The 24,372-nt window shown below is 69.4% G+C and carries 21 protein-coding genes; 11 read left to right on the top strand and 10 right to left on the bottom strand.

Annotation, left to right across the window (positions count from 1 at the left end; genetic code table 11):
- The first annotated feature begins 25 nt into the window (after positions 1–25).
- The 6 genes from FHX50_RS04980 to FHX50_RS04955 all read left to right on the top strand — a co-directional run bounded on the left by FHX50_RS04980 (position 26) and on the right by FHX50_RS04955 (position 6,047).
- On the top strand, positions 26–484 hold the full coding sequence (locus FHX50_RS04980; protein ID WP_183374988.1) for a GNAT family N-acetyltransferase: 459 nt from the start codon (positions 26–28) through the stop codon (positions 482–484).
- Entirely contained in the window at positions 484–1,773 is a 1,290-nt protein-coding gene (locus FHX50_RS04975; RefSeq protein ID WP_183374986.1) for an APC family permease, read from the top strand. Before FHX50_RS04980 ends, FHX50_RS04975 begins: the two co-directional genes overlap by 1 nt.
- 174 nt (positions 1,774–1,947) lie before the next feature.
- Entirely contained in the window at positions 1,948–3,816 is a 1,869-nt protein-coding gene (gene dnaK / locus FHX50_RS04970) for a molecular chaperone DnaK (protein ID WP_183374984.1), read from the top strand.
- A complete protein-coding gene (grpE, locus tag FHX50_RS04965; protein ID WP_343064043.1) occupies positions 3,813–4,478 on the top strand; it encodes a nucleotide exchange factor GrpE in 666 nt (221 codons plus the stop codon). Before dnaK ends, grpE begins: the two co-directional genes overlap by 4 nt.
- Before the next feature lie 94 nt (positions 4,479–4,572).
- On the top strand, positions 4,573–5,595 hold the full coding sequence (locus FHX50_RS04960) for a DnaJ C-terminal domain-containing protein (RefSeq protein WP_183374981.1): 1,023 nt from the start codon (positions 4,573–4,575) through the stop codon (positions 5,593–5,595).
- Positions 5,596–5,606: 11 nt separating this feature from the next.
- A complete protein-coding gene (locus FHX50_RS04955) occupies positions 5,607–6,047 on the top strand; it encodes a heat shock protein transcriptional repressor HspR (protein ID WP_183374979.1) in 441 nt (146 codons plus the stop codon).
- Between the two features lie 25 nt (positions 6,048–6,072).
- Here the strand turns inward: FHX50_RS04955 and FHX50_RS04950 are convergent, their stop codons facing one another.
- The 10 genes from FHX50_RS04950 to FHX50_RS04905 all read right to left on the bottom strand — a co-directional run bounded on the left by FHX50_RS04950 (position 6,073) and on the right by FHX50_RS04905 (position 19,466).
- The gene (locus FHX50_RS04950; protein ID WP_183374977.1) at positions 6,073–7,128 is read right to left on the bottom strand and encodes a glycosyltransferase family 4 protein; all 1,056 of its coding nucleotides are present in this window, start codon (positions 7,126–7,128) and stop codon (positions 6,073–6,075) included.
- A gap of 25 nt (positions 7,129–7,153) precedes the next feature.
- Positions 7,154–7,810, bottom strand: a complete 657-nt coding sequence (locus FHX50_RS04945; RefSeq protein ID WP_183374975.1) for a TVP38/TMEM64 family protein — start codon at positions 7,808–7,810, stop codon at positions 7,154–7,156.
- Between the two features lies 1 nt (position 7,811).
- The gene (locus tag FHX50_RS04940) at positions 7,812–9,065 is read right to left on the bottom strand and encodes a glycosyltransferase family 4 protein (RefSeq protein ID WP_183374973.1); all 1,254 of its coding nucleotides are present in this window, start codon (positions 9,063–9,065) and stop codon (positions 7,812–7,814) included.
- Positions 9,066–9,238: 173 nt separating this feature from the next.
- Positions 9,239–10,540: a carboxylate--amine ligase gene (locus FHX50_RS04935; protein ID WP_183374971.1), complete on the bottom strand. Its 1,302-nt coding sequence runs from the start codon at positions 10,538–10,540 to the stop codon at positions 9,239–9,241.
- A gap of 54 nt (positions 10,541–10,594) precedes the next feature.
- A complete protein-coding gene (locus FHX50_RS04930) occupies positions 10,595–11,857 on the bottom strand; it encodes a carboxylate--amine ligase (RefSeq protein WP_183374969.1) in 1,263 nt (420 codons plus the stop codon).
- A 24-nt stretch (positions 11,858–11,881) separates the two neighbouring features.
- Positions 11,882–13,486, bottom strand: coding sequence for a glycoside hydrolase family 13 protein (locus tag FHX50_RS04925; protein WP_183374967.1), 1,605 nt, complete (start codon positions 13,484–13,486; stop codon positions 11,882–11,884).
- 38 nt (positions 13,487–13,524) lie between these two features.
- Positions 13,525–15,474: a glycoside hydrolase family 13 protein gene (locus FHX50_RS04920; RefSeq protein ID WP_183374965.1), complete on the bottom strand. Its 1,950-nt coding sequence runs from the start codon at positions 15,472–15,474 to the stop codon at positions 13,525–13,527.
- A 7-nt stretch (positions 15,475–15,481) separates the two neighbouring features.
- The gene (locus FHX50_RS04915; protein ID WP_183374964.1) at positions 15,482–16,387 is read right to left on the bottom strand and encodes a sugar ABC transporter permease; all 906 of its coding nucleotides are present in this window, start codon (positions 16,385–16,387) and stop codon (positions 15,482–15,484) included.
- A gap of 27 nt (positions 16,388–16,414) precedes the next feature.
- On the bottom strand, positions 16,415–17,992 hold the full coding sequence (locus FHX50_RS04910; protein ID WP_183374961.1) for an ABC transporter permease subunit: 1,578 nt from the start codon (positions 17,990–17,992) through the stop codon (positions 16,415–16,417).
- Between the two features lie 103 nt (positions 17,993–18,095).
- Positions 18,096–19,466 (bottom strand): sugar ABC transporter substrate-binding protein, encoded by a 1,371-nt coding sequence (locus FHX50_RS04905; RefSeq protein ID WP_343064042.1) that lies wholly within the window; start codon positions 19,464–19,466, stop codon positions 18,096–18,098.
- 172 nt (positions 19,467–19,638) lie between these two features.
- Between FHX50_RS04905 and FHX50_RS04900 the strand changes: the two genes are divergently transcribed.
- The 5 genes from FHX50_RS04900 to FHX50_RS04880 all read left to right on the top strand — a co-directional run bounded on the left by FHX50_RS04900 (position 19,639) and on the right by FHX50_RS04880 (position 24,366).
- Positions 19,639–20,634 carry a LacI family DNA-binding transcriptional regulator gene (locus tag FHX50_RS04900; protein WP_183374959.1) on the top strand — a complete coding sequence of 332 codons (996 nt, stop codon included), beginning with the start codon at positions 19,639–19,641 and terminating at the stop codon, positions 20,632–20,634.
- Between the two features lie 86 nt (positions 20,635–20,720).
- Entirely contained in the window at positions 20,721–21,821 is a 1,101-nt protein-coding gene (gene trpS, locus FHX50_RS04895; RefSeq protein WP_183374958.1) for a tryptophan--tRNA ligase, read from the top strand.
- 203 nt (positions 21,822–22,024) lie between these two features.
- Entirely contained in the window at positions 22,025–22,954 is a 930-nt protein-coding gene (cysK, locus tag FHX50_RS04890; protein WP_183374956.1) for a cysteine synthase A, read from the top strand.
- A complete protein-coding gene (epsC, locus tag FHX50_RS04885; RefSeq protein ID WP_183374954.1) occupies positions 22,954–23,556 on the top strand; it encodes a serine O-acetyltransferase EpsC in 603 nt (200 codons plus the stop codon). The genes cysK and epsC overlap by 1 nt, the downstream gene beginning before the upstream one ends.
- Positions 23,557–23,568: 12 nt before the next feature.
- The gene (locus tag FHX50_RS04880) at positions 23,569–24,366 is read left to right on the top strand and encodes an SIR2 family NAD-dependent protein deacylase (RefSeq protein ID WP_183374952.1); all 798 of its coding nucleotides are present in this window, start codon (positions 23,569–23,571) and stop codon (positions 24,364–24,366) included.
- Positions 24,367–24,372: the final 6 nt, after the last annotated feature.

The following is a 24,372-nucleotide window of genomic DNA, read 5'->3' as shown; positions in this document are numbered from 1 at the left end:
ATCCCCGTCCACGTAGGATCACACTGTGCTGATCAGCCCCGTCACCATCGCTCCGCTGAGCATCGACACCCTCCTCCCGTTCGCCGCCGCGCACCCCGACTGGGCCGAGGCGGCCCCGTACTGGATTCTGCTGCAGGACGCCGGGCGCTCCCGCGTCCTCGTGGCGCACGACCCGGGACCCGTCGGCATGGTGGAGATCGTGACCGCGGGGGCGGTGCCGCTCCTCCGCCACCTGGAGGTGCTGGCGGCGCACCAGGGCCGCGGCATCGGCACGCAGCTGCTCGCCGCTGCGGAGGCCGCGATCGCTGCGGAGGCCGAGCTCGCCGCCGCCGGTGCGATCCGCCTGCAGGTCGCCGCGGACAACCTGAGCGCCGCCGCGCTGTACCAGCGCTGCGGATACGTGGACACGGGCAGGAGGACCGCGGCGGAGGGAGAGCAGCAGCTGATCCTGGAGAAGCCGAGCGCCCACCCGGCGGTGCCGTGATGGCGGCCGTGGAATCCTCTGATCTTCGGCGGCGCCTCGGCATGGTCGACGCCGTCACCATCGGCCTCGGCTCCATGATCGGTGCGGGGATCTTCGCCGCGCTCGCTCCGGCCGCCGCCAGCGCCGGGAGCGGCCTGCTGATCGCGCTGGCGATCGCGGCCGTCATCGCCTACGCCAATGCCACCTCAACAGCGCGCCTCGCCGCGCTCCACCCGCGTGCGGGCGGCGCCTACGTGTACGGCACTGAGCGGCTCGGAGCACTGCCCGGCTTCCTCGCCGGCTGGTGCTTCCTCATCGGCAAGAGCGCCTCGGCCGCCGCGATGGCCCTCACCATCGGCTCGGCCATCGCTCCCGATGCCGCCCGGCCCATCGCGGCCGCGGCGGTCATCGCGCTGACGGTTCTGAACACGCGGGGCGTGCAGAAGTCCGCCCTGCTGACCCGTGCCATCGTGGCCGGCGTGCTGGCGGCGCTTGCGGCGCTGGTCGCCGCCGGGCTGCTGGCGGCGCTCGGCGGGGGCGGGGCCGACGGGGCCCTGCTGTCCCTCGGCTCCGACGCTCCTGAGGGCGCAGGCGGCGTCGTCGGGATCCTCGGTGCGGCCGGTCTGCTGTTCTTCGCGTTCGCCGGGTACGCGCGCATTGCGACGCTCGGCGAGGAGGTCCGCGAACCGGAGTCGACGATCCCGCGGGCCATCATCACGGCGCTGGGGATCGCACTTCTCGTGTACGCCCTGGTTGCGGTGACGGTGCTGCGGGCGCTGGGGGCGGAGCCCCTCGCGCAGTCGCCGGCGCCGCTGGTCGATGCGGCGCGGGCACTCGGAGGCACCTGGCTGGTGTGGGTGATGGCGGCGGCGATGGTGGTGGGATCCGTCGGCTCCCTGCTGGGCCTGATCCTCGGGATCTCCCGCACCGCGTTCGCCATGGCCCGCGACGGCCGCCTGCCGGGCGCGCTGGCGGCGGTGCATCCGCGCTTCGGGGTGCCCCACCGCGCGGAGATCGCGGTGGGCGTCGTGGTGTGCGCAGCGCTGCTGGTGGCGGATCTGCGCCACGCGATCGGGTTCTCCTCATTCGGAGTGCTGCTGTACTACGCGGTGGCGAATGCGTCAGCGCTGACGCTGACGAAGCGGGAGGCGGCGGGCACGAAGGCGATTCCGGCGATCGGGCTGGTGGGGTGCGTTCTGCTGGTCGTGTTCCTGCCGCTGACCTCGATCATCGCGGCGCTGCTGCTGATCGCGGTCGGGGTGGTCGTGTTCGCGATCGGCGCTCGGAAGCGCCGGCCCTGTGATCGCTGACACAGTCGGATCGGGCCGGGAATGAAAGCCGATCGGCGAAGGTTGAGCCTAGTGAACTCAACTTCAGTGCCACGCTGATTGACAACCCGAGAAGCGGGTCGTTTGACTGGGACTGTTCTTGAGCCGCAGTGACTCAATGGCCGGCAGGTCCGGCAGGAAGAAGGATCAGAACTTATGTCACGTGTTGTTGGTATCGACCTCGGAACCACGAACTCCTGCGTCGCAGTCCTCGAGGGCGGCGAGCCCCAGGTCATCGCGAACGCCGAAGGCGCCCGCACCACCCCGTCGGTGGTCGCGTTCTCCAAGCAGGGCGAAGTCCTCGTCGGCGAGCTGGCCAAGCGCCAGGCGGTCACCAACGTGGACCGCACCATCGCCTCTGTGAAGCGCCACATGGGCACCGACTGGAGCACGGAGGTCGACGACAAGAAGTACACCGCGCAGGAGATCTCCGCGCGCATCCTCGGCAAGCTCAAGCGCGACGCCGAGTCCTACCTCGGTGACCAGGTGACCGACGCGGTCATCACCGTCCCCGCGTACTTCAACGACTCCGAGCGCCAGGCCACGAAGGACGCCGGTCAGATCGCCGGCCTGAACGTTCTGCGCATCATCAACGAGCCCACGGCCGCGGCCCTCACCTACGGCCTCGAGAAGGGCAAGGACGACGAGCGCATCCTCGTGTTCGACCTCGGCGGCGGCACCTTCGACGTCTCCCTCCTCGAGATCTCCAAGGACGAGGACGGCTCCGCCATCCAGGTGGTCGCCACCGCCGGTGACAACCGCCTCGGCGGCGACGACTGGGACCAGAAGATCGTCGACTGGCTGACCCAGCAGGTGAAGAACAAGGAGGGTGTGGACCTCTCCAAGGACCGCATCGCCCTGCAGCGCCTGAAGGAAGCAGCGGAGCAGGCGAAGAAGGAGCTGAGCTCCTCCTCCTCGACCAACATCTCCCTGCAGTACGTGTCGATGAGTGAGAACGGCCCCGTCCACCTGGACGAGACCCTCTCCCGCGCACAGTTCGAGGACATGACCTCGGACCTGCTCGACCGCACCAAGGCACCGTTCCACCAGGTCATCAAGGACGCCGGCGTGTCCGTCTCCGATATCGACCACGTGGTCCTGGTCGGCGGCTCCACCCGCATGCCGGCCGTGACCGAGGTCGTCAAGGAGCTCACCGGCGGCAAGGAGCCGAACAAGGGCGTCAACCCCGATGAGGTCGTGGCGATGGGCGCAGCCCTGCAGGCCGGCGTCATCAAGGGCGACCGCAAGGACGTCCTGCTCATGGACGTCACCCCGCTGTCCCTCGGCATCGAGACCAAGGGCGGTGTGATGACCAAGCTCATCGAGCGCAACTCCGCGATCCCGACGAAGACCTCCGAGGTGTTCTCCACCGCTGAGGACAACCAGCCGTCCGTGGCCATCCAGGTGTTCCAGGGCGAGCGCCAGTTCACCCGCGACAACAAGCTGCTCGGCACCTTCGAGCTGACCGGCATCGCACCGGCGCCGCGCGGCATGCCGCAGATCGAAGTCACCTTCGACATCGACTCCAACGGCATCGTCCACGTGACCGCCAAGGACCGCGGCACGGGCAACGAGCAGTCCATCCAGATCACCGGCGGCTCCGGCCTCTCCGATGAGGAGATCGACCGCATGGTGAAGGACGCCGAGGCACACGCCGCGGAGGACGCCGAGCGCCGCAAGACCGCCGACGCCCGCAACGGCCTCGAGCAGACCGCCTACCAGGGCGAGAAGCTGCTCAAGGACAACGGCGACAAGGTCTCCGATGCGGACAAGACCGCCGCTGAGGACGCGATCAAGGAGGCCAAGGAGGTCCTCGCCAAGGAGGACGCCAAGGCTGACGAGCTCGAGGCCGCGCAGACGAAGCTGAACGAGGCTCTGCAGGCCGTGGGCACCGCGATCTACAGCCAGGCCCAGGCGGCCGACGGCGCCGAGGGCGCTGCCGGTGCCGATGCCGCAGGCGAGTCCTCCGATGAGGACGTCGTGGACGCCGAGATCGTCGACGATGAGGACGAGGAGAACAAGTGAGCCAGCAGGACGACCAGCGCGCAGGCGACGAGCCCGAGCGCCAGGACGCGCCCTTCAGCTTCACTGACAAGCGCAAGGTGACCTCGGACGGCACCTCCACTGCCCCGCAGGACGGTGCCGCCGAGGCCCCCACCGCCCAGCCGGACGCCGCCGACGAGCAGGGCGCTGCCGGCGACGGCGAGGTCGACGACCTCTCCGCCGAGGCGGGGCGGCTCTACGAGTCGTCCGTCGCAGAAGCGGACCAGCTGCGCGAACGCGTCGCCGAACTGGAGGAGGAGCTGAAGCGCGAACAGGCCGAGTACGTCAACTCGCGCCGCCGCATCCAGCAGAACGCCGAGGTGTCCAAGCAGAACGCCGTGGCGAACGTGCTGAACTCCGTCCTCGGCGTCATGGACGACATCGAGCTGGCCCGCCAGCACGGTGATCTCCCGGAGGGCACGCCGTTCGCCTCCATCGCCGCCAAGCTCGAGTCCGCACTGGCCCAGCACGGTCTGCAGCGGTTCGGCAAGGAGGGCGAGGAGTTCGACCCGCAGATGCACGAGGCACTCATGCATGAGGATCAGGAGGGTGCTGAGAGCACCACGCTGAAGGTCGTCATGCAGCCGGGCTACCGGATGAACGAGCGCGTGCTGCGACCCGCACGCGTCGGAACTCAGGGCTGAGCCCCGAGTCCCCACAGGAGCGGGCGGCGGGAGTCCCACCGGATTCCCGCCGCCCGCTTCCCATTCCACGACTTTCCACTCTTCAGGAGGCACAGTGTCCCAGCAGGACTGGCTGAGCAAGGACTTCTACAAGGTCCTCGGTGTGTCGCAGGACGCCAGTGCGTCCGACATCAAGAAGGCCTACCGCAAGCTCGCCAAGAAGTACCACCCGGACCGCAACCCGGGCGACAAGCAGACCGAGGCGAAGTTCAAGGAGATCGGCGAGGCCTATTCGATCCTCAACGATCCTGAACAGCGCAAGCAGTACGACGCCATCCGCGCCATGGGAGCCGGCGGAGCCCGCTTCGCATCCGGGCCCGGCGGCGCCGGCGGAGCGGGCGGCTTCGAAGACATCTTCTCCGCCTTCGCCGGCGGCGGCCGACCCGGCGGTGGGCAGGCCGGCGGCATCAACATCGAGGACATCCTCGGTGCGTTCGGTGGCGCCCAGGCCGGCGGGCAGGGAGGCTTCAGCCCCTTCGGCGGCGGAGGCTTCAGCGGCGGATTCGGTGGAGGCCACGGTCAGCAGGCGCCGAAGGGCGAGGACCAGCAGGCGCGGGCGCGCCTGTCGTTCCGCGATGCCGCGCTCGGCACGCAGATCTCGATCCCCGTCGGCGGCCGCACCGTGAAGACCCGCATCCCCGCGGGGGTGCGGGACGGCCAGAAGATCCGCCTGCGCGGCAAGGGCCACCCCAGCCCCTACGGCGGTGAGAGCGGTGACCTCATCATCATCGCGGACGTCGCCGCCCATCCTCTGTTCACGATGGACGGCTCGAACCTGCGCGTCACCGTGCCGGTGACGCTGCCGGAGGCGGTGTTCGGCACCACCATCGAGGTGCCGCTGCTCGAGGGCGGCTCGGTGAAGCTGCGCGTCCCGCAGAACACCCCGAGCGGACGCGTGCTGCGCGCCAAGGGCAAGGGCATCACCACGAAGTCCGGCACCGGCGACCTGCTCGTCACCCTCAGCATCGCCGTGCCCACCGAGCTCAGCGACGACGCCGAGAAGGCGCTGCGTCTGTTCGGGAAGGCGACGGAGGAGCAGAACCCCCGCGCCGGCCTGTTCGACGCCGCCGCGGAATGAGGTGACGGACCATGCCGCAGGGACTGGATCAGCACAAGGGAGTGTTCGTCATCTCCGTGGCCGCTGAACTGTCCGGCATGCACCCGCAGACGCTGCGGACCTACGATCGCCTCGGCATCGTGTCCCCGCAGCGGACGCGGGGCCGGGGCCGCCGCTACTCCGCCTGGAACATCGCCCAGCTGCGCGAAGTGCAGCGGCTCAGCCAGGAGGAGGGCATCAACCTCGCCGGCATCAAGCGGATCATGGAGCTGGAGAGCCAGGTGGAGGAGCTGCAGGGCCAGTTGGAGCGCGCCGCGGAGGCGATCATGCGCCTGCAGGGGCAGAAGTCGCGCGTGTTCACCGGCTCCGCCGACGGTGAGGTGACGCCGATCCGCCGTGGTGAGCGTCCGCCGGAGCGTCGACGCGGGGGAGCGCTCGTGCTCTACCGCGGCCAGCGCGGCCCGCGGGTATGACACCGGGGCCGACGGGGACCGCGCCTCAGGCGGGCAGCAGCGCCGTGTAGAAGTCCCGCCACTGGCGGGCCACGGAGTCGCGGTTGTAGAACTCGGCGCCGCGGCGCGCATCCGCCACGGCGGCATCGCGAACCGCGCCTGGTTCGAGGATGCGCTGCAGCTGCTGAACGAACCGGTCGATCTCACCGGGCGCGGCGTCGATCCGCGCCGCATAGTCGTGCAGGACGCCGTCGTAGTAGACGAGGTCGCGCACCACCACGGGCGTGTGCGCCGCCATCGCCTCCAGGATCGTCATCGGGAACAGTTCCTCGAAGGACGGCAGGAAGAAGGCGTCGGCCAGGTTGAACAGGACGTTCATCTCGCCCCGCGGCACCAGCCCCACCAGGTTCACGTTCGCTGGCAGCTCGCGCATCGCCCGGGTGATCTCCGAGTGCCCGGCGGTGATGCGGCCGAAGGAGAAATCACCGGCCCACAGGAACTGCACGTGCGGCAGGGCGCGCGCCACGGCGAGGAAGTCGAAGAAGCCCTTGCGGACCTGCAGCTGGCCCGCGCACAGCACCACGGGCCGGCCCGTCGGCACCCCGAAGCGCGTGCGCATCGCGGCAATGCGGGGATCGTCCGCCGCGAGGGGGTGGAAGTCATCCGCGGAGACGAAGTTCGGGATGAACGTGATCCGCTGCGGGTCCATGCCGTAGTCGTCGGCGAGCTTCGTGATGAACCAGGGGTTCACGGTCACCAGGTGCTGGGCGCGCCGGTAGAACGCGAGCATGTACCGGTCGAACACGGCGCGGGCAGGCCGCGGCATCCGGATCGAATCGTTCACGGTCTCCGGGATGAAGTGGACGTGCGCGACCGTTGCGCCGCGCCGCGCCGCCGGGATCATCGCCGCGAAGTACTCCGGGTTGATGGAGTGGAAGTGGTTGATGTCGCCGAAGCCGCCGCGCAGCCGGGCCCGGCCGAGGATGTCGAACTGGTCGGACAGCTCCCGCTCGATCAGCTGCACCTGCTCCAGGTAGGCGGAGCCCACTCCCTGGCCGGCAACGGAATCGGCTTTGGAGAAGGCGTGGATTGTGGGCTTCACTGAGGGTCCTTCGGTCAGGGGCGGGTCACCAGGGGACGACCGTGGCGAGCAGCGCGCTGATGCCGAGGCCGTAGGCGAGCAGGGTGGGGATCTTGCCCAACAGGATGATGATCGCGTACGCGGAGAACCGCATCTTCGTGGTGCCGGCGAGATAGCACAGCAGGTCGTCGGGGGCGACGGGGAGCACGATGGCGATCGCGAAGGCCCGAGCGAAGTTCCGGTGCCGGGTCCACCCGAGGTACTTCTCCACCAGCTTCTCGCTGAACAGCGTCTCGATCAGGGCCAGGCCGATGTGACGGGCGATGATGAAGTTCAGCAGCGACCCGGCGCACACCGCGACCCAGTTGATGATGGTGCCCGTGACCGGCCCGAACAGCACGGGGGCTGCGAGCACGAGGAGGCCGCCGGGCACGATGGGGAACACCACGGAGGCGAAGGACGCGAAGCCGAACACCAGCGGGCCCCAGAATCCGAGGGAGTCGATGAAGGCGCGCAGGTCGTCCTGCGAGGACAGCACCCCGCTCTTCAGCCCGGCGATGACGAAGCCGGCGCAGACCGCCAGGCCGATGAGCGGAAGGATGCGCGAGGCCCACCGGATCGCAGCGGAGTGCTCCTTCACGCTCTGCTGAGCGCGCGTCAGTTCAGCGGGACCACCGGCTGCGGTCTCGGCTGCGTGCGACACGTCAGGCGGCCTGCAGCTCGAGCTCGCGCCCGGTCATGAGATCGGTGAGAAGCATCTCCTCGGCGATCTGCTCCACCGACGGCAGGCCCAGCACCCGGCGGTACACGCCGAGCACGGCGAGGCCGAACGCCCGGGCACTGAACACGGCAGCCGCATGGGACGCGCCCTCATCACCCATCGCCCGCATGACGGCGGAGCTGGAGGTGATGGCATCGAGCCCGCGGCGGAACCCGTCGGCCGAGGTGAACGTCCACCCTGTCCGGCCGGGGACGACGACCTGCTCCAGGGATGGATCCTCGCGGCACAGCAGCGGCAGCCCGCACGCCTGCGCCTCGATGTAGGTGAGCCCCTGCGTCTCACTGAGGGAGGCGGAGACGAAGACGTCCGCCATCCGGTAGTACTCGGGGACGGCCGACGGGGCCACGAAGCCGGCGAATCGCACCGACTCCTGCACATCCAGGCGCTCCACAAGGCGTTCGAGCTCCGGCCGGTACGGGCCATCGCCCACGAGCACGAGAGTGGTGTTCTCTGCACCGGACGCGGCGAAGGACGCGATGACCTCGTCCACGTTCTTCTCCTTCGCCAGGCGGCACACGGAGATGAGGACGCGGTGGTGGGCGGGGACGCCGAGCTCAGCGCGCAGGCGCACGCTCTGCTCCCGCTCCGCAATCGTGGCGGCGGGACGGAAGTGCGTGAGGTCCAGGCCCGTGGGGATCACGGAGATCGGGGTGGTGATGCCGTAGCCCTGCAGCAGATCGGCGACCTTGCCGGTCGGGACGATGACGGCGTCCATCGCCGTGCACACCTTGCGGCTGAAGGAGGACACCATCTTCTTGCCCATGGTGCGCGAGGGCGAATAGTAGTGCGTGTAGTCCTCGTAGATCGTGTGGTAGGTGTGCACCACGGGGATGCGGAGGCTCTTCGCCAGGCGCTTCGCCCACAGGTGCGTGGAGAACTCGCACTGGGAATGGATGACATCGGGACGCCACTGCTCGAGCTCGCGGCGAATCCTGCGGTTCGAGCGGACCGCCAGGCGTGCATGGTCGTAGAACAGGGACGCGGACACGGACCCGAGACGGTACACCCCGTTCTCGATGGTGGAGCGGACGGACCCGGACAGCGTGAGGACGCGGACATCGCAGCCCAGCAGCTCCAGCTGCTTCTTCAGGGTGAGCACACTGGCCACCACTCCGTTCACCACGGGCTCGTACCAGTCGGTGGTGATCAGCACCTTCAGCGGTCGTTCCATCCTCATGCCCCCATCGTCACTGATCCGCGCGGCCGCGACCATCGTCGGAAAGTCGCGAGCTGATCCGACTTGAGGACGGCGGCAGCACGGCTCGGTTCCATCCCTGCCAGGCTACGGGCAGCAGTCGGCGGCGCGCCGGTGCGACGCCCCGGAGATTCCCCGGAGTGGCCCGGACGGGGTCAGAAGCCGTCGGCCGACGGCGACCGGTAGTGCTGGGCGAACTTCTTCACCTGGTTCGCCATCGCCGCCGCGACGTAGGCGCGGCGCTTCAGGCCCTCGGGACGGTACAGCAGCGGGTGGACCGTGGCACGCTTCGCGATCGCCTTCGCGCGTGACCGCAGAGACGGGTCCGTGACGTAGCGCCACAGCAGGGTTCTCGGGATGATCGAGTAGAGGATCTCCCGGGTGGGGCGGATCTGCTCGATGCTGCGCTGCTGCAGATGGTCCGCCACAGCCGGCAGCGCAATATTGGCGCCCGCCGCCGTCATGTAGACGTTGTTGCGGCCCACCCGCGGGTTCACCTCGAAGAACTTCGGCTGCCCATCGCGCGGATCCACCTTCACATCGAAGTTCGCGTACCCGCGGTAGCCCACATGCGTCAGGAACCGCTCCGCCTGAGCGAACAGCTCGGGCATGTCCTGCGTGATCATCGCCGCCGGATTCCCCAGGGCGCCCGGCGTGTGCTCCTCCAGCAGCACATGCGCTCCGCCCATCAGCGTGACCGCCCCGCGCTGATCCACATACGCCGTCACCGACCGCATCGCCGTGTCATCGCCCGGGATCATCTCCTGCAGCACGAAGCGGTCCCGGAACCCCGCCTCATGCAGGCGACGGACCAGATCCTCCAGCTGCGCGCGGTCAGCGATCTCGAACACCTTCCGCTTCCCGGGGAACTTCACATGCGCGTACGCCGAGGAGCGGGACGGCTTGGCCACCAGCGGCCAGCCCAGATGCTCCACTTCCGGCACCGCCGGCAGGGCACCGTCGGTGAAGTCCACGATCACCGTAGTCGGAGTGGTCATCTCCACCTCGGCGCACAGCCTCGCGAACTCAGCCTTGTCCGCCACCTGCTCCAGCAGGTCCTCCGGCAGCACCGGCAGCAGATAGTGCTCACTCAGCGCTTCCCGGTTGCGGACGATCAGCGCAATCAGCCAGTCCGCGTTCGCCAGCAGGAACGGCTTCGGACCTCCCGTCCGCGCCCGCTGCGCGGTGGCCAGGCGCCCGGTCTCCAGAGCGGCTTCGAGCAGCTCCGCCTCTCCGGCCTCGGCACCCAGACCGCGGGCCTGCAGGATCGAGGAGTCCGCGACGGGTCCCGCCACGCTGCGTGTGATCACCGTGGCGTGAGTGCCGAAGGCTTCGTGGAACGCGCGCGCGATCGCGTAGACGCCGATGTCACCGCCCAGCAGCACCAGCTGCACATGCTCGGTGTCGGAGTGGTCAGCCGGCGAAGGCGAAGCCGGAAGGGCGGAGGAACGGGTCATGGCAGACGAAGCTTTCGATCGGAGAGAAGAAGCGTGGCACAGGGCGGCGCGGGATCAGAAACCGGAATCCGTCGGCCGCGGATACACGCGCAGGTACTTGCGCACGAAGTTCGCCCCGGACACCACTGAGTACGCCTTGATCCACAGGCGCTCCGGGCCGTAGCGGAACGGGTTGCGCAGAGCGCGCCGCGCAATGCGGTCGAAGCGGCGCCGCAGGTGGCGGTCACGGATGTAGCGCCGCACCCACAGGCGCGGCACGATCGAATAGAGCACCTCGCGGTCAACGACGACCTGATCGAGGTCGACCCCGTCGATGCGGTCCGCCACGATGTGGCGCGACACGGGCTCGCCCGCTCCGGTCACGTAGTAGTTGTTGCGGCCGATGCGCGGGTTGATCTCCAGGAAGTACGCCTCGCCGGTGCGCGGATCCACCTTCAGATCGAAGTTCGCGAACCCGACGTAGTCCACATGGTCCAGGAACCGCTCCGCCTGCGCCGTCAGCTCCGGGAACGACCCGGTGATCATCGCCGCAGGACGGCCCAGCGCCTCCGGCGTGTGCTCCCCCAACAGCACCTGCGCGGCGCACAGCAGCGTGACGCGGCCGCGTGTGGACCGGTAGGCCGTGATCGACCGCAGCGTAGTGTCGTCGCCCTCGATCAGCTCCTGGAACAGGAACCGGCCGCGGAATCCGGCGTTCGTCAGCGACTCGACGAGATCGCGGCGCTCCCGCTCGGACTCCAGCATGAACACCTTGCGCTTCCCGGGGAAGGTGAGATGGGCGTAGTCGCTGGTGCGGGCGGGCTTCGCCACCACGGGGAACTGCCACGGCAGCTCCTCGTGCCCGTTCCACCCCTCCTGACCGGCGCGGGAGAAGTCCACGGTCACAGTCGGCGGGGTGGGAATGTCCAGCCTCGCGCAGATCTCCGCGAACTCTGCCTTGTCCGCCAGCTGATCGAGCAGGCTCCGCGGGATCTGCGTAAGCAGGTAGTGCGGCTCCAGCTGGTCCCGGAAGCGGTCGATGAACGCGATCAGCGTGTCATCGTTGGTCAGCAGCAGGGCCGGCCGGCCCGCAGGACGCCTGCGGGCCAGCTCGACGAGCGCCTCAGCGAACTCCTCATCGGAGGTCCCCAACGGCAGCGTCACCGCATCCGCTGTGACCGTCTTCTCGTTCATGGCCACCGAGGAGCGCATCACGAAGGTGGAGCGCATCCCGTACTGGGCGTGGAAGGCGATCGCAAGGTTCAGGGAGTTCAGGCCCGCGCCGAGGATGACCACATCGAAGTCATCACGCGGCTCCGCCGGTGTGTGAGAGCGCATGAACTGCAGACTACCAAGCGGTGGTCAGCGCAACCAGACGGTGCTGTTCGCCGCCAGACGCTCCTGCGCGTCCGGGTGGGAGGCGAGCAGCACCTCAGCGCCCGCCGGCAGGTCATGGTCCTGATCCGTGGTGTTCACCAGGACCGTGACCCCGGCGTTGGTGAGCGAGAGCACGCCCTCATGCGGGCTCTCGTTCATCACCAGGTCACCGGTCGCCAGACCCAGGGCGCGGCGCTGCGCGATCGCGGCGCGGTAGAACTCCAGGGTGGAGCCGGCCACGCCGTCCTGCTGATCCGCGGCGCGCTCACCGTAGACGTCCGGCTGCGGCAGCCACGCCTTCCCCGTCGAGGAGAAGCCGTAGGCGGGGGAGTCCTTCTCCCACGCCAGCGGCACACGGCAGCCGTCGCGGCCCGGCACGCCGGCCCGCTTGTGCGCAGGGTCCTCGCGCAGCTCGTCGGGGATCTCCGCGACCTCCGGCAGCCCCATCTCCTCGCCCTGGTACAGGTAGGCGGAGCCGGGCAGAGCCAGCATAAGGGCGGTGGCGCCGCGGGCGCGACGCAGACCCAGCTCCAGGTCCGGCTTCTCCTCGCGGGACAGACCCTCACCGAAGCGGTAGCCGTGGTCGAAGCCGTACCGGGTGGCGTGACGGATCACGTCATGGTTGGACAGCACCCAGGTGCTGGGGGAGCCGACCTCCTTCGCGAAGGTCAGCGGCGTCATGATGGCGTCGGTGATGGTGTCCACGCTCCAGCCAGCGCCGAGGAAGCCGAAGTTGAAGATCTGGTGCATCTCGTCGGGCCTGATGTACAGGTGCTGACGGTTCTTCGGCACCCACGCCTCCGCCACCATCATGCGGTCGCCCTCGTACTCGTCGAGCACACGGCGCCACTCGCGGTAGATCTCGTGGACCCCGTCCTGGTCGAAGTAGACGGGGACCACGTCGGGGTCGCCGGCCATGAGCTGACGGTGCTCCTCGGACTCATCCGGCAGGCCGTCCGGCTTGATCATGCCGTGGGCGACGTCCACGCGGAAGCCGTCCACACCGCGGTCCAGCCAGAACCGCAGAACGCCTTCGAACATGTCGCGCACGGCGCGGTTGGTCCAGTTGAAGTCCGGCTGGGAGGTGTCGAACAGGTGCAGGTACCACTGGCCGTGCTTCTCCTCGCGGGTCCAGGCGCTGCCGTGGAAGATCGACTGCCAGTTGTTCGGCGGCTCCTCGCCATGCTCGCCCCTGCCGTCGCGGAAGATGTACATCTCGCGCTCCGGGGAGCCGGGCTCCGCGTCCAGCGCGGCCCTGAACAGGGGGTGCTCGGAGGACGAGTGGTTGGGGACGATGTCCACGATCACCCGGATGCCGAGCTCATGGGCCCGGGCGATCAGGGCATCGGCGTCCTCGAGGGTGCCGAAGCGGGGGTCGACGTCGGTGAAGTCCGCGACGTCATAGCCGGCGTCGTGCTGCGGCGAGGTGTAGAACGGGGACAGCCAGATCGCGTCCGCGCCCAGGTCCCGGATGTGCTCCAGACGCGCGGTGATGCCGGGCAGGTCGCCCATGCCGTCGCCGTTGCCGTCGGCGAACGACCGCGGGTACACCTGGTACACCACGGCGCTGCGCCACCATTTGTTCGACATTGCAGTCCTCCTTCTCTGGGGGGTGGATGGTCGTCGGTTCAGGTCAGGTCGGTGAGGGGGAGCGCGCTCAGCCCGGGCCCCTCGGCGCTCAGGCGGAGGACACCGGCCCCGTCGGCCCAGGCGGCTCCGCCCACGTGCAGGAGGGCGGCCGACGGATTCTGGGCGCGCACCGTCCCCAGCAGCAGATCGGTGGGGACCTCGATCGCGTCATGGGCGGTGCGGGCCGCATGGATCAGCACGCTGCCCTCCGGGTGAGTGCGGACGAACACGAGCGCGTCGGCGGTGGCCGCGATCCAGCGGATGCCGCCGCGGCGCAGGGCGGGCGAGGCGGCGCGGGCCGCAAAGGAGCGCTGGACGGTGGTGAGGGCGTCGTGGTCGATCGCGGTGACGGCGCTCGCGGGCCCGGAGCCGTCGATCAGGTCCCACGGCATCGGAGTGCGGGAGTGCTCGCCGTTCAGCCCGTGCAGGCCCAGCTCGTCGCCGGCGAACAGGGTGGGGACGCCGGGCAGGCAGGCGAGCAGTCCGAGCGCCACCCGGGTGCGGCCGGCGTCACCGGTGACCGTGCGGATGCGGGGCGTGTCGTGGCTGGACAGCAGGTTCTGCGAATGCAGCCGTGACGGATACGGCATCTGGGCGTTCACACCGCGCAGCGTGCGGGTGGCTGCGCCGCCTGGCAGGCGGGGGATGCTCATCGGCAGACCGAGCCAGTTGAGGTCCGAGTCGGGGTCGGCGAGCCACGCCCAGAGGGGGCGGGTGAAGCCGGCGTAGTTCATGGTTCCGTGCCAGCCGTCGCCGTCGAGGTCGCGCGTGGCGTCGTGGCCGTGCTCGGCGATCAGCCAGTGCTGCCGGCCGAGGGTGCGGCGCATGGTGCGGGCCACCTCGTGCGCGAGGTCCTGGGCGCCGTGGCGGCCGGTCATGTTCGCCACGTCGATGCGCCACCCGTCGGCGCTGAACGGCTCGGCGAGCCAGTGCGCGGTGACGGAGTCGGCGCCCTCATAGAGTGCGCGGCGCATCGCGGGTGCGCGGTGGTCGAGCTTCGGCAGGCTGGGGACGCCGAGCCAGCCGACGTAGTCGTCGCCGTCGCCGGAGAACAGATAGAAGTCCCGCTCCGGGGCGGTGGGGTCGGCGAGCGCCGCCTGGAACCAGGCGTGCCGATCGCCCGTGTGGTTCGTGGTGAGGTCGAGGATGAGGCGCATGCCGCGCTCGTGCAGGGCGGCGCTGAGCCGTGCGAGGGCGTCGTCGCCGCCGAGCAGCGGGTCGACGCGCTCGAACGCGGAGGCGTCGTAGCGGTGCACGGAGCCGGCGGGGAAGATCGGCGTCAGGTAGACCGTGTCCGCGCCGAGGCCCTGGATGTGGTCGAGGTGCTCGATGATGCCGTCGAGGTCACCGCCGAACAGCTGGACGCCGTTGCGGTGGCCGTCCTCCGAGGCGGGATCGGACCAGCGCATCGGCTCCGCCCAGTCGGGCAGGTCGAGATCGGGGAGGCCGTCGGCTGTGGTGGGGGAGTGGGCGGCGCGGGCGAAGCGGTCCGGGAAGATCTGGTAGACGATCGCGTCGGCGACCCAGTCGGGAGCGGGGGTGTGGGCGATGAGGGTGAAGTCCTCGGCGTCGGTGACGTCGTGGTCGCGCACCCCGGCGGCGGTCACCCACGCGTACGGCAGCGGGGAGGGGGCCGACGGGTCCTGGGAGCCGACCACGCAGAACCGGTAGCGGGTGACCGGGTTGTGGACGAGCACCTCGCCGGTGAACCAGTGCCCGGCGCCGTCAGCGGGGCCCCGCTCGAGCGCGGTGGCGACGGGTTCGCCGTCGCGGACCTGCCGCAGGGCGACCGCGCTCGCATGCCACAGGTCCGGCACCCACAGACGGACCTCGACGGTGTCGCCGAGCGCCGGGGCGGACGCGGAGGTGCACAGCGGACCGGAGTCGTGGAACGGCTCAGCGGCGAACAGGTCGAGGCCGGGTGCCGTGGGGGTGAACGGTGCGGTCAATGTGCGCTCAGCCCTTGACGGCGCCGGAGGTGGAGCCGCCCACGATGTACTTCTGCAGGAACTGGTAGAGGACGATCACCGGGATCATCGTCAGCACCGCGCCGGCGGCGAACACGCCCAGGTTGTTGGAGCGGTCACCGGCGAGCATGCCGTAGAGACCCACGGCGAGGGTCTTGTTCTCGTCACTGGTGAGGAAGATCGACCCGAGGAGGAAGTCGCTCATCACGCCGACCAGCGACAGCAGGAACGTGGTCGCCAGGATCGGGGTCAGCGTGGGCAGCAGGATGCGGGTGAAGGTCTGCCAGTGGGTGGCGCCGTCGATGATCGCCGCCTCATCCAGTTCCCGGGGGATGGTGTCGAAGAAGCCCTTGATCAGCCACACCTGCCCGAGGGAGCCGCCCAGCAGCACCACGATGTAGCCGGGCAGGGAGTCCAGGCCGAGGAACGGGATCGCCTCGCCGAGGTCGGAGATCATCGTGTAGATCGCGATCATCGACAGGATCGCCGGGAACATCATGATCAGCAGCAGCGCCAGCATGCCGCCGCGCCGGCCCGCGAAGCGCAGGCGGGAGAATGCATAGCTCGCCAGCACCGACAGGCTCACCTGGGTGAGGGCCACCACGCCGCACACGATTGCGGTGTTGAGGTACCAGCGCAGGAACGGGCCGCGGGAACCGGACAGCAGCTCGCGGAAGTGGTCGAGGCTGAACGCCCGCGGAATCAGGTTCGTGGAGGACACGGTGCCCAGCGGATTCAGGGATGCGGAGATGACGTACAGGATCGGGATGGCGGCGAAGACCAGGGCGGCGATGCCGACCAGGTGGCGCCAGCCGACCTCGCGGAACCAGCGGCCCGCGCTCATGCGGTTGCGCGGAGCCGGGTCGTCGGTGGGGGTGGTGATGGAGGTGCTCATCGGTGTCAGTCCTTGTGCTGCGGCCGGTCAGTTGACGTCTTCGAGGAACTTCGTGAACCGGAACTGGAACGCCGCCAGCAGACCGGTGATCGCGAAGAGGACCACGGACACGGCGGAGGCGAAGCCGAAGTCCGCTCCGGAACCGCCGAAGGCGATGCGGTACACCATCGAGATCAGGATGTCGGTGCCGCCTCGGGTGAACTCGTTGTCGGGGAACGGGCCGCCGCCGGTGAGCAGCTCAATGGCGTTGAAGTTGTTGAAGTTGAAGGCGAACGAGGCCACCAGCAGCGGCGCGATCGACACCAGCAGCAGCGGGGTGATCACCTTGACGGTGGTCTGCAGCGAGGAGGCGCCGTCGATGCGGGCGGCCTCCTTCACGTCCGACGGGATCGACTGCAGCGCGCCGGTGCAGACGATGAACATGTACGGGAAGCCCATCCACAGGTTGGTCAGCAGGATCGCGACCTTCGCCCAGGTGGGGTCGCCCAGCCAGTTGATGTGCAGGCCGGTGAGCTGGTTGATCAGCCCGTAGTCCTGGTTGTAGAAGTTCGACCAGATCAGCAGAGCGATGAAGGCCGGCACCGCGTACGGCAGCAGCAGGAACGACCGGTACAGGCGGCGCCCCCGGATCCGTTCGTCGTTGAGGGCGAGTGCGAGGGCCAGACCGAGCGCGAACGTGGTGATGACCGAGCCGGCGGCGAACACGAGGGTCCATGCGAACGCCTTGAGGAACTGGGCGCCCACGCTGCCGTTGGTGAACAGGCGGGAGTAGTTGTCGAACCCGACGCCCTGCAGCCAGGACTGGGAGAAGGCGCGCTTGCCGTCGGCATCCACGAACGCCTGCTCGCCGCCCACCTCTCCGACGGTGAAGACCTCACCGGTGGCGGTGTTGACGATCTGGTCCTTCGCTTCGTCGTACTGGAGCACCTTCGTTCCCTGGAACGCCGTGCCGGCGTCGAGGATGCGCACCGCGGTTGTGTCGTCCACGGTGACTGCGACGTCGCTGATCTCACGGAAGTGGTCGTTGACCTCGCGGGGCTTGAGGAGGGTGAATCCGTCGGCCTCCGTGACGCGGCCCGAGGAGATCGAGACCGCGTCCTCCTCGACCGGTTCGAGCGGCTGCTCGGCGCTGCCGGTGAAGGCCTCACCGGTGCTCTGGTCCACGAGGAAGAACGTGTACGGGCCCTCCACGGCGCCCTTGGTGCCGACGGTGAGGGTGTAGCGGGATGCGCCGTCGACCTGCTGCACGGAGTTGCCGGTGATCGAGTTGATCGCCTCCTGCTTCGTGCCGCGGGAGCCGTCCCCGTAGTTCGTGAACGAGTACCCGACCGTCAGGATGATCGGCGTGATCAGGAAGACCACCAGGAAGAACGTGCCGGGGAAGATGTACTTGCCGGGGATGAAGCGCTTGGTGGTGTAGAGCGCGAAGATCGCCGCCACGGTCAGCACGGTGAAGGTCAGCCACAGCCAGGCCTTCAGACCGATCAGCAGCGGGATCAGCCACACGGCAGCGGCGGCGACGGAGCCCAGGAACAGGATCTTCACCACCAGGGCGGTGGTGGAGGTGGTGCGCTGCCGGTGGGCAGGGGCGGAGGTGTCGGTCATCTCGCGGATCTTCCTCGATGCTTCGGACGACGGAGTTGGGGAGGGGTGGCGGCTGGGGCCCCGCCGGCGCAGAGGCGAGCGGGGCCCCAGCCGCCTGGCGGGATCAGCCCGCGATGGAGTCGGTGATGGCCTTGCCCGCGCCCTCCATGGAGGACTTCGGGTCGGCGCCGCCGATGATGTTGGCCTCGGCGATCCCGAGCGGCTTCCACACGGCCGCCATCTGCGGGATCGACGGCATCGGCTCGGCCTTCTCGGCGAACTGCGCGAACTTCACGACCTCCGGGTGCTTATCAGCGAGCTTTTTCTGCAGCTCGAGGTTCACCGGCGGCAGCTCGTTCTTCGCGAACATCTGCTCCACCAGGTCCGGGGAGGCGGCGACGGCGTTGACGAACTGGTTGGCGAACGCGGCGTTCTTGCCCTTGGAGGCGACGTAGAACGCGTTCACGCCGGCGAACGGGCGGGCCTCCTCCAGGCCTTCGAAGCCGGGAATGGGGGAGAGCTCGAAGTCGATCTTCGCCTTCTTGATGTCCGCGAGCGCCCACGGGCCGGAGATCAGGTAGGCGGCCTTGCCGTCGGTGAACAGCGAGATGGCGTTGTCGTTGGTGATGGAGGTCTTCAGCACGCCCTCCTTGCCGAGCTGCTGCATCTTCTCACCGGCGGAGACGGAGCCGTCCTTGCCGACGCCGACGTCCTCGGGGTTGAGGCCGCCGTCGGCCTTCTCTCCGAACAGGTAGCCGCCCGCGGAGGTGTACAGCGGGTGCATGGCGTAGGGATCGCCCTCTTCGCCGACGGGCAGGGAGAGCGGGGTCTCGGCGCCGCCGGCCTTGCCGGCCTCGACGAGCTCCTCAATCGTGGCCGGGCTCGGCTTGTCGGTGAGCTTCTTGTTGGCGAACAGCGCAATGCACTCCACGGCGTACGGCATGCCGTAGGTCTGGCCGTCGTAGGTGACGGCGTCGAGGCCGACGGGTGCCAGGGCCTTCTTGGCTTCTGCCGGCAGCTGAACGGGGGAGACCGCGCCGTTCTGCACGAGGTTGCCGATCCAGTCGTGGGCGCCGAGCAGCAGGTCCGGGCCGTTGCCGGCCTGGTTGGCGGTGATGAAAGAGCTCTGCAGCTCGTCGGCGACGGTCTGCACGGCGACCGTGAGGCCCTGGGACTCGCCCCATGCCTTCGCGGGCTCCTGCAGGGCGGCGGCCTTCTTCTCGTCCGCCCAGATGACGAGGTCGGCGTTCTTGGGGACGGCCGGGGCTGCGCCCTCCGCGCCACCGGCGTCGGACGCGCCGGAATCGGCGCCCTTCTTCTCGGTGGAGCCTCCGCCGCAGGCGGCGAGGGTGGCGGCGCCCATGGCCAGGAATGTATGACGACGGATCAGCACCGTGTTCTCCTTCGAATGGTGGCTGCTCGCTGTGCGGTCCGATGGGGAACCGTGGTGGCGGGCATCGGTCGCGGGGGTGGCGGGCCACTCCCGTTGCTTCACGGTAGGCCGAGGGGTCCGCGTATGCAAGAATGAGACTGCAAGATGCAAGAAAGTTGCATTGAATGAGGAGTCGCCGACTCCCGAACAAGGACGTTCGTCCACCCCTCTGGGCCGTTCCCACTCGTGCTCCTGCACGGGAATCGGGCCGCGGGTGGCGAAGAAAGCAGCAGCAATGAAAGCGCGACTGATCGACATCGCAGCGCAAGCGCACGTCAGTGAAGCAACCGTGTCCCGTGTTCTTGCAGGAAAGCCCGGCGTCAACTCGGCCACGCGCGAGAAGGTGCTGCAGATCGCCCGCGAGCTCGGCCGATACAGCGATGCGGCCCTGCAGGACTCCCGTCCGCTCATCGGCGTGGTGCTGCCCGTGCTGGACAATCCGATCTTCCCGATGTTCGCCGACGCAGTCGAGCAGGAAGCCGCCCGCGCCGACGCAGACGTCCTCATCGGCGCCGGTGCCCGCAGCCCAGAGGACGAGGAGCGGATCTTCGATCGCCTCGTGCGCGCCGGCTCCCGCGGCATCATCGTGGTCTCGGGTCTGCATGCCGACTCCGCGCACAGCCACGACCACTACCGGGCGGCGATGGAGCGCGGCGTCGCGTTCAGCCTCGTCAACGGCGAACTGCCGGACCTGCAGGCCGCCTTCATCACCGCGGATGACGAATTCGCGATCAGCCTCGCGCTCACCCACCTGCGCGAGCTCGGCCATGAGCGCATCGGCCTCGCCGTCGGCGATGAGCACACCTGGCCGGTGCGCCGCAAGACCGCCGCCTTCAGCGCGCAGACGGCCGACTGCTCCGGCCGCAGCCCCATCTCCTACACCGACTTCTCCTACGCCGGCGGCTACCAGTCCGCGAGCGAACTGCTGGACAAGGACTGCACGGCCATCATCTGCGGCTCGGACGTCATGGCCGTCGGTGCCGTCGCCGCCGCCGCCGACCGCGGCCTCAGCGTCCCGCGGGACCTCTCAGTCGTCGGCTACGACGACATCCCCACCGCCCGCACCCACTCGCCGGCGATCACGACGATCCGCCAGCCGGTCGCGCTGATGGCCCGCACTGCGCTGCGGCACGTCCTCGCCTCTGAGGGGCGCACCCGTCGGGCCCCTTCCTCCGCCTTCGCCGCCCGCCCCGAACTCGTGGTCCGCGCCTCCACCGCTGCGCCCCGCTGACGGCCGATCCTTCAGCGGTGCGCCGCCAGCCTCGCTGCGGGGGAGCGGGCGGCGGATCCGGCGCGCGCATTCGGTACGGTAGAGGGGTGAACACGAACACCGCTTCTACGTCCCCGACCATCGCCGAGATCCCCAGCGGCACCTACGCCGCCGCGCTGCGCCGCAATGAGCAGATCGAGCAGCAGCTGGAGAAGGACCCGTCGGTCTTCCGCATGCTGACCGGTGACCGCCCCACCGGTGCTCTGCACATCGGGCACTACTTCGGCACGCTGCGCAACCGCGTCCGGCTCCAGAACGCCGGTGTGGAGTCCTGGATCCTGGTGGCGGACCTGCAGGTCATCACCGATCGCGACCTCGTCGGCGACATCCGCGGCAGCGTCACCCAGCTGCTGACCGACTACCTCGCAGCCGGCATCGACCCCGAGAAGTCCACGATCTTCGCCCACTCCGCGATCCCCGAGCTCAACCAGCTCGTGCTGCCGTTCCTCGCCCTGGTCACCCAGCCGGAGCTCGAGCGCAACCCCACCGTGAAGTCCGAGCTCGCCGCTGCCGGCAAGAGCCATATGGGCGGACTGCTGCTCACCTATCCGGTCCATCAGGCCGCCGACATCCTCTTCTGCCACGGCAACCTCGTACCCGTGGGCAAGGATCAGCTGCCCCACATCGAACAGACCCGGGTCATCGCCCGTCGCTTCAACGAGCGCTTCGCCGGCGGCGAGAAGTTCTTCACCGAACCGGACGCGCTGCTCTCCAAGGCGCCGATCATCCTCGGCCTCGACGGCGACAAGATGTCGAAGTCCCGCGGCAACACCGTCATGCTCTCGATGACCGCCAAGGAGACCGAGAAGCAGATCAAGCGCGCCAAGACCGACTCGGACCGCACCATCACCTACGACCCCGACGCCCGCCCCGAGGTGGCGAACCTGCTGACCATCACCAGCGAGTGCACCGGTCGCAGTCCCCAGGAGATCGCTGACGAGATCGGCGACAAGGGGGCCGGCACGCTGAAGGTCATGTGTGCCGAAGCTCTCAACGAACATCTGGCGCCGCTGCGGGCACGCCGCGAAGAGCTCGAGCAGAGCCCCGACTACCTCCTCGAGGTGCTGCGCGCCGGTAATGAAAAGGCGCGTGATCAGGCGGTTCGCACGCTGGATCAGGTGCGGGACTTCATGGGCATGGCCTACTGACCGAGCCAGGACGAACTCCGTGGTGGGGCGCTGCAGCATCGACGCTGCGGCGCCCCGCCGTCGTTTCCGAGGGTGCAGCGCTGGTCGCTCAGGGACGGCGGCATAGGATGGAGCCATAAGAGCAACTTAGGGTGACCAAAAGTGAAGGCGGTGCATCCGTCGGCACTCATCCACCCACCCACCCAGAACAGGAGCTGATCCGCGTGCGCATCCATTCCAGCGTCTCCGACCTCGTCGGCAACACCCCGCTCGTCCGCCTCAACCACCTGCCCGATGCCGTCCGGGCCACCGTGGTCGCCAAGATCGAGTTCTCCAACCCCGGCGCATCCGTCAAGGACCGCATCGGCGCGGCGATGATCAACGCTGCGGAGGAGTCCGGGCAGCTCACGCCCGGCGGCACCATCATCGAAGCCACCTCCGGCAACACCGGCATCGCCCTGGCCATGATCGGCTCCTCCCGCGGCTACCGCGTCATCCTCACCATGCCCGCCTCGATGTCCAAGGAGCGCCGGGCGCTGCTGCGCGCATTCGGTGCCCAGATCGAACTCACCGAGCCCGCCGGCGGCATGAAGGGCGCCGTTCAGAGGGCCGAAGAGCTCGCCGAGGAGACCGGCGGCGTCCTCGTGCGCCAGTTCGCCAACCAGGCCAACCGCGAGATCCATCGCGCCACGACGGCGGAGGAGATCTGGCGCGACACCGACGGAACCGTGGACGCGCTCGTCGCCGGCGTCGGCACCGGCGGCACCATCACCGGCGTCGGCCAGGTGCTCAAGGAGCGCAAGCCGGACGTCCGCATCGTCGCTGTGGAGCCCGCCGAGTCGCCGCTGCTGTCCGGCGGCAGCGCCGGCCCCCACAAGATCCAGGGTCTCGGCGCGAACTTCGTGCCCGAGGTGCTCGACACCGAGGTGTACGACGAGGTCATCGCCGTCGAAGGCGAGAAGGCGATGGAGCGCGCCCGCAGCGTCGCCCGCTCCGAAGGCCTGCTCGTCGGCATCTCCTCCGGCGCCGCCGTCGAAGCGGCCATCGAGCTCGGCTCCCGCGATGACATGGCCGGCAAGCTCATCGTCGTGATGATCCCCAGCTTCGGCGAGCGGTACCTGTCCACCCCGCTGTTCTCGGAGTACCTCGACTGATGATCCGCCGCGCCGCCCGCTCCCTGACCGCCGTGCGCGAGCAGCTCCGCGAGGACCTGCAGGGCGCGCGCGAGCGCGACCCCGCCGCACGCAGCGACCTCGAGATCGCCCTGCTGTACCCCGGGCTGCACGCGGTCTGGACCCACCGCATCTCCCACCGGCTCTGGCAGCGGCCCCGCCTGCGCTTCGCCGCCCGCGCCCTGTCGCAGGTGAGCCGCGCCGCAACCGGTGTGGAGATCCACCCGGGTGCGCGGATCGGGCGGCGCTTCTTCATCGACCACGGCATGGGGGTCGTCATCGGCGAGACCGCCGAGGTCGGCGACGACGTCATGCTCTACCACCAGGTCACGCTCGGCGGGCGCTCCCTCGAGCAGACCAAGCGCCACCCCACCGTCGGTGACGGCGTGATCGTCGGCGCCGGTGCGCGCATCCTCGGCCCCGTCGAGATCGGCGCGCGGTCACGGATCGGCGCGAACGCCGTGGTGGTCAGCGACGTGCCGACGGAGTCCTCCGCTGTCGGAATCCCAGCCCGCTCACGCCCGCTGGATCCGACCGTTCACCGCGAGGAGTCCGCCGGAACCGATCCCGCGATCCTCATCTGAGCGGGCGCTAGCATGGGAGGCGTGCAGACGCGTGCCTTCGAACTCCGCCCCCATCACCGCCGCGTGGTCGCCCTCACCGGGGCGGGCCTCAGCGCGGCGGCCGGCCTGCGCACATTCCGCGGCCCGGGCGGCCTCTGGGAGGAGGACCCGCTGCTGGAGGCGTCCATGGACGTCGCCGCCCTGCCGGACAGCCTCGATCATCTGTGGCAAGTGTGGGGCGGCGTGTTCGAGACCGCCGCGGTCAACGGCCCCACGCCCGGCCACCGGGCTCTCGCCCGGATCGGCGCGCAGGTCCTCACCCAGAACGTGGACGGCCTCCATCAGGTCGCCGGCAGCCGCGATGTCGCCGAACTCCACGGCAGCGCCGCCCATGCCCGCTGCCTGAACGACGACTGCCCGTGGCGCGCCGACCTCGTCGCCGGGCAAGCGGGCGCCGTCCCGCGGGATCTGCCCGAGCGGTACGGTGCCCCGTCGGCCTGCCCCCTCTGCGGAGAGCGCACCCGACCGGACGTGGTGCTGTTCGGCGAAATGCTGGACGTCGCCGTCATCGAGGCGGCCGAGCGCGCCGCGCGCAGCTGCGATGTGTTCCTCGCCGTCGGCACCTCCAACACGGTCGCGCCGGCCGCGCTGCTGGCTCCGCTGGCCCGCTCCTGCGGCGCCGTCACCGTGTGCATCGACCCGCGCGCCACGACCTCCAGCGTCAGCGCCGTGTTCGATCACGTCATCGCCGAGGACGCCCACACGGTGCTGCCGCGCTGGGCGCAGCTGCGCGACAAGGAGCGGCGCAACCCCTTCCTCGAGCCGTTCTGATTCCGG

This window comes from Helcobacillus massiliensis (assembly GCF_014191425.1).
Lineage (GTDB): Bacteria > Actinomycetota > Actinomycetes > Actinomycetales > Dermabacteraceae > Helcobacillus > Helcobacillus massiliensis.
Note: the sequence above shows the minus strand (reverse complement) of the source record. Positions and strands in the feature narration are given on the sequence as shown.